This window comes from Sphingomonas sp. CCH9-E2 (genome assembly GCF_001557215.1).
Taxonomy (GTDB): Bacteria; Pseudomonadota; Alphaproteobacteria; order Sphingomonadales; family Sphingomonadaceae; genus Sphingomonas.
The window spans coordinates 1-5,122 of sequence record NZ_LSJM01000052.1 but is presented as its reverse complement, the minus strand read 5'-3'; the positions used below and the strand labels follow the sequence as shown (position 1 = coordinate 5,122).

The following is a 5,122-nucleotide window of genomic DNA, read 5'->3' as shown; positions in this document are numbered from 1 at the left end:
GTGCGTATCCTGGCCATCGCGCTGGTCATCGCGCTGATCGTCTGGTTCGGCGTGTCCCGCGGGTCGGATGTGCTGGGCGAGCGGCAGGCCGGGATCCTGTATCTGACGCTGGCGCTGGTGGGGCTGTTCACCGTTGGCATGCGGGTGCCGTTCATGATCGTGCTCGCCGGGGCGCTGTTCCTGTTCGGCGGGTTCCGGTCGATCGCGATGAGCTGGCAGGGCGATCTGCGCACGCGGTCCTATTTCGGGGTCTATACGATCACCGAACTCGCCGACCAGAAAAGGCTGGCGCACGGCACGACGCTGCATGGCGTGCAGTTGGTGGGGAATCCGGAGCGGCTGAAGCTGCCGACTACCTATTATGTGCCGGGATCGGGTGTAGGGCAGGCGATGCAGGCGTTGCCGCCGCTCTATGGCCCCAATGCGCGGGTCGGGGTGGTCGGGCTCGGGACCGGCACGCTGGCCTGTTATGCCAAGCCGGGCCAGTCGTGGCGCTTCTACGAGATCGATCCGGCGGTAGTTCAGCTGGCGCGCGGGCCGTTCCGGTTTCTGGAGCAATGCCGGCCGGACGCGCGAATCGTGCTGGGCGATGCGCGGCTGCGTCTGGTGGAAGAGCCCGAACACAGCCTCGACCTGCTGGTGCTCGACGCCTTCTCATCCGACGCGGTGCCGATGCACCTGATGACGCTCGAAGCGTTCGCGACCTATGACCGCGTGCTGGCGAAGGACGGGTTGCTGCTGGTCCATATCTCCAACCGCTTCCTGTCGCTGGAGCCGGTGGTCGAGCGCGCGGCGAAGCTGGGCGGATGGTCGGCGGCGCAGCTGACCTATCACCCGCCGCTGATCGAGGAGCTGAACGAGGCCGCGACGTCGGACTGGATTGCGCTGTCGCGCTCGCCGCAGAAACTGGCGCAGCTGACCGCGCGCGCGGACGGGTGGCGTCAGTTGGAAGGGCGACCGGGCTTCACGCCGTGGACCGACGATTATGCGACGATCCTGCCGGTGCTGCGCAGCCTGAACAAGGATCTGCCCTGAGTACAGACCCTGACGGATCAGCCCGCCAGCGCGTCTTCCAGCGCCTGAACCTTCGCGGCCTGTTCGGCGGCGGTGCGCGAAAGGGCGGCGATGGCTGCATCGAGCGCGGGATAGGCGGGGGTTCCGGCCTGAAGCCGTGCCGCGGCGGTTTCTTCGAGCGCGGTCACGATCTCGACCGTCTCGCCGCGGGTGCGGTTGAGATCGGCGAGCGCGGTTTGTGCCGCGAGCCAGCTGTCACTGCCCGCCGGGACGCCGCGCGCGACTGCGACGCGCGATTCGGTCTCCTGCGCTTGCGAACGGAAGCGCGTCGCGATTTTCTCTGCCGCCGCCAGTTGCGCAGCGACACGCGAATCGAGCGCGGCATCGGGCGTCGCGACCGGGTCGGGGCGCACCACCTCTCCCGCATCGCGCGATTCGATCGGGCGCGGCAACAGCGAGGGATAGCCGTCCCCGGTGGTGCTGCAGGCGCTGAGCGCTATCGGTAGCGCGAGGAGGGCTGGGTATCGCATCGCGGCGGGTGTATGCCGCGAAGAAACTCTGCGCAACGGGCTTGCGTTTCGTGAAAACCGCTTCTATCAGCGCCCCTCCACTGCGCACCCGTAGCTCAGCTGGATAGAGCATCAGACTACGAATCTGAGGGTCGGACGTTCGAATCGTTCCGGGTGCGCCATTCAAAGCCCCGCCAGGTCAGGAACTTGGCGGGGCTTTGTTGCGTCTGGGGCATGTCGCTACCCGATCCGAGCATATGTTGCGCCTTAGAAACAAATGTCTAACCCGATAGTAATTAAGCCGATTTTCGTGCTATCCGAAGTTCATGGGGAAATTGCCGGTCATCACGTGCCTGATTCGGGGCCATCGCTGGACGCATAGCCGCACGCGTGAAGGGTTTCGCACCTGCAAGCGCTGCAAGAAGCGGGAACCTGATCCGGCCTATGGGCCGCTCCCCGCGCAGGACGACTAGAAGCTGTAGGGGACGGCGGCGCGAATATCGGGGTCGATGCGAATCTCGCTCGCCGCCGGGGGAAAGGCACGCTGGTCGCAGTCGCTGCGCGGGCAGATGCGGCAGCTGGTGCCGATCGGCGTCGCGACGCCACCCGGGCGCAGACCGTCGGCATAGACGAAATCGTCGGCGTGCATTTCTTCGCAACCCAGCGCCACGGCGTAGCGGCGCGGGGGGCGGTCATAGCTGGCGGACGGCTTGACCAGCCCCTTGGCCATGATGACGTAGCGCGCGCCGTCGGGCGTTTCGGCCAATTGCGTGAGGATGCGGTCGGGGATCGCCACCGCCTCATGCACCACCCAGAGCGGGCAGGCGCCGCCGAAGCGGGCAAACTCAAGCCGCGTCGCCGAATGCCGCTTGGTGATGTTGCCGGCCATGTCCACGCGGCAGAAGAAGAACGGGATGCCCTGCGCGCCGGGGCGCTGCAGCGTCGATAGGCGATGGCAGGTCTGTTCGAAGCTGGTGCCGAAGCGCTGGCGGAGGCGGTCGATATCGTGGCGCACCGCGCGCGCCGCGTCGCGGAATTGGGTATAGGGCATCAGCAGCGCGCCGGCGGCGTAATTGGCGAGGCCGAGCGCGAGCAGCTCGCGGGCCTCGGGGGAGGCCAGGCCGCTGGCATCGGCGACGACGCGCATCTCGTTGGCGAATTCGAGTGCGGCAAGGCGCTGGGCGAGCAGGAAGGCGCGGCTTTCGGGCGGGAGCACGCCGCTGATGCTGAGCCGCCGGGACTGGGGATCGAAGCGCGAAAGGCGCAGATCGTCGTCCCGCGCGTCGTCGATCGCGATGCCATGCCAGCCGCGCAACCGATCCTCGATCGCGCGGGGATGGTCGAAGCTTTCGGCCAGCGCTTCGGCGGCGCGATCCAGCGGGTCGATGTAGTTGCCCTCGGCCTGGTACCAGTCGCGCACCGCCTCCCACGGCAGCGCGCCGTCGCGGCCGGCGCCGCTTTCGACCTTGTCGTCGAGCACGCGCAGCTGCGCTTGGCTGCGCCGCCACGCGTCGTGGAGCGCGACCATGCGGCGGGTGAGGGCCGGGTGCTTTTCGACGCCGCGGCGCACGGCGGCCTCGTCGAGCGTGTCGGCGGCAATGCTGGTATCGCGCGCCGCCTCGATCGCGCGGATCAGTGCGGCGGTGCCGTCGTCCGGGCCAACCTCGCCCCATTGTTCCGGAAACTCGCGGCTGAGCGCGACCAGCACGGCCGGGGTCAGCGGGCGTTCCTCATTCTCGATCTGTGAGAGATAGCTGACCGACACGCCGAGCCGGGCGGCGAGCGCCGCCTGGGGCAGCCCCAGCCGCTTGCGCAGATCGCGGACCCGGTGACCGGCGAAGAGACGGCGGCGCTGTTCCATCTCATAAGCATATCTGCGGAGTCTTAAGATGCAACTTCGCAACATTGCATTTGCAACCGGACCGATGTCCTGTGCAGGGACCGGCCAAGGGAGTGTGCCATGTCTTCGACGATCGAGGAACTCGAACGCCGCCGCGCTGCGGCCCGGCTGGGCGGCGGACAGAAGCGGATCGACGCGCAGCACGCCAAGGGCAAGCTGACCGCGCGCGAGCGGCTGGAAGTCCTGCTCGACGAAGGATCGTTCGAAGAGCTCGACATGTATGTCGAGCATAATTGCGTCGATTTCGGGATGCCGGAGCAGGTGGTGCCGGGTGACGGTGTGGTCACCGGTTCGGGCACGATCAACGGGCGCCTCGTTTTCGTGTTTTCGCAGGACTTTACCGTGTTCGGCGGGTCGCTGTCTGAGCGGCACGCGCAGAAAATCTGCAAGATCATGGACATGGCGATGAAGGTCGGCGCGCCCGTGATCGGCCTGAACGACAGTGGCGGCGCGCGGATTCAGGAGGGCGTCGCGTCGCTTGCCGGCTATGCCGAGGTGTTTCAGCGCAATGTGCTGGCGAGCGGCGTCGTGCCGCAGATCTCTCTCATTATGGGGCCGTGCGCTGGTGGCGCGGTTTATTCTCCCGCGATGACCGACTTCATCTTCATGGTGAAGGACTCATCGTACATGTTCGTCACCGGCCCGGATGTAGTGAAGACCGTTACCAACGAGATCGTCACGCAGGAGGAACTGGGCGGAGCTGTGACGCATACCACGAAGTCGGGCGTCGCCGATGTGGCGTTCGAGAATGATATCGAGGCGCTGTTGGCGGCGCGCGACTTCGTGGACTTCTTGCCCGCGAGCAATCGCGAACCTGTGCCGGAGCGGCCGTGCAGCGACCCGTGGGATCGCGTCGAGGACAGCCTCGACACGCTGATCCCGCCGAGCGCGAACCAGCCCTATGACATGCATGAGTTGATCGCGAAGACGGTCGACGAGGGCGACTTCTTCGAAGTGCAGCCGACGCATGCCGGCAACATCATCATCGGCTTTGGCCGGATCGAGGGGCGGACCGTCGGGATCGTCGCCAACCAGCCGATGGTGCTGGCGGGCGTGCTCGACATCAATTCGAGCAAGAAGGCGGCGCGGTTCGTGCGCTTCTGCGACGCGTTCGAGATCCCGATCGTGACCTTCGTCGACGTGCCGGGCTTCCTGCCGGGTGTCGGGCAGGAGCATAGCGGCATCATCAAGCATGGCGCGAAGCTGCTGTTCGCCTATGCCGAGGCGACGGTGCCGAAGATCACGGTGATTACGCGCAAGGCCTATGGCGGGGCGTATGACGTGATGGCGTCGAAGCATCTGCGCGGCGATTTGAACTATGCCTGGCCGACGGCGGAGATCGCGGTGATGGGCGCGAAGGGCGCGGTCGAGATCATCTTCCGCGGCAAGACGCCCCAGGAGATCGCCGAGAAGACCGCGGAATATGAGGCGCGCTTTGCCAACCCGTTCGTCGCGGCGAGCAAGGGGTTCGTGGACGAGGTGATCATGCCGCATTCGACGCGGCGGCGGATCGCGCTGGGCCTACGGAAGCTGAGGAACAAGAGCCTCGAGAATCCGTGGAAGAAGCATGACAATATCCCGCTCTAAGTCCCCCTCCCGCTTGCGGGAGGGGCTAGGGGAGGGCGTGTGCCTTCAAATCGGATACACCGCGTGCGGACAGGCCCTCCCCCGGCCCCTCCCGCAAGCCGGAGGGGAGAAG

Annotated in this window: 4 protein-coding genes and 1 tRNA gene; 3 read left to right on the top strand and 2 right to left on the bottom strand. The window is 66.5% G+C overall.

Features of this window, described 5'->3' with window-relative positions:
• Positions 1 to 1,035: spermidine synthase (locus AX681_RS22265; protein ID WP_197424212.1), on the top strand; the 1,035-nt coding region annotated here is incomplete at its 5' end.
• A 17-nt stretch (positions 1,036 to 1,052) separates the two neighbouring features.
• Here AX681_RS22265 and AX681_RS02690 read toward each other — a convergent pair.
• Positions 1,053 to 1,544, bottom strand: a complete 492-nt coding sequence (locus AX681_RS02690) for a hypothetical protein (RefSeq protein ID WP_066660488.1) — start codon at positions 1,542 to 1,544, stop codon at positions 1,053 to 1,055.
• 84 nt (positions 1,545 to 1,628) lie between these two features.
• Here AX681_RS02690 and AX681_RS02685 point away from each other — a divergent pair.
• Positions 1,629 to 1,705, top strand: a tRNA-Arg gene (locus AX681_RS02685).
• A gap of 287 nt (positions 1,706 to 1,992) precedes the next feature.
• On the opposite strand, the gene AX681_RS02680 is transcribed toward AX681_RS02685, so the two are convergent.
• Positions 1,993 to 3,384 (bottom strand): helix-turn-helix domain-containing protein, encoded by a 1,392-nt coding sequence (locus AX681_RS02680; RefSeq protein WP_066660486.1) that lies wholly within the window; start codon positions 3,382 to 3,384, stop codon positions 1,993 to 1,995.
• A 99-nt stretch (positions 3,385 to 3,483) separates the two neighbouring features.
• On the opposite strand from AX681_RS02680, the gene AX681_RS02675 reads away from it, so the two are divergent.
• Positions 3,484 to 5,010, top strand: a complete 1,527-nt coding sequence (locus AX681_RS02675) for an acyl-CoA carboxylase subunit beta (protein ID WP_066660484.1) — start codon at positions 3,484 to 3,486, stop codon at positions 5,008 to 5,010.
• Positions 5,011 to 5,122: the final 112 nt, after the last annotated feature.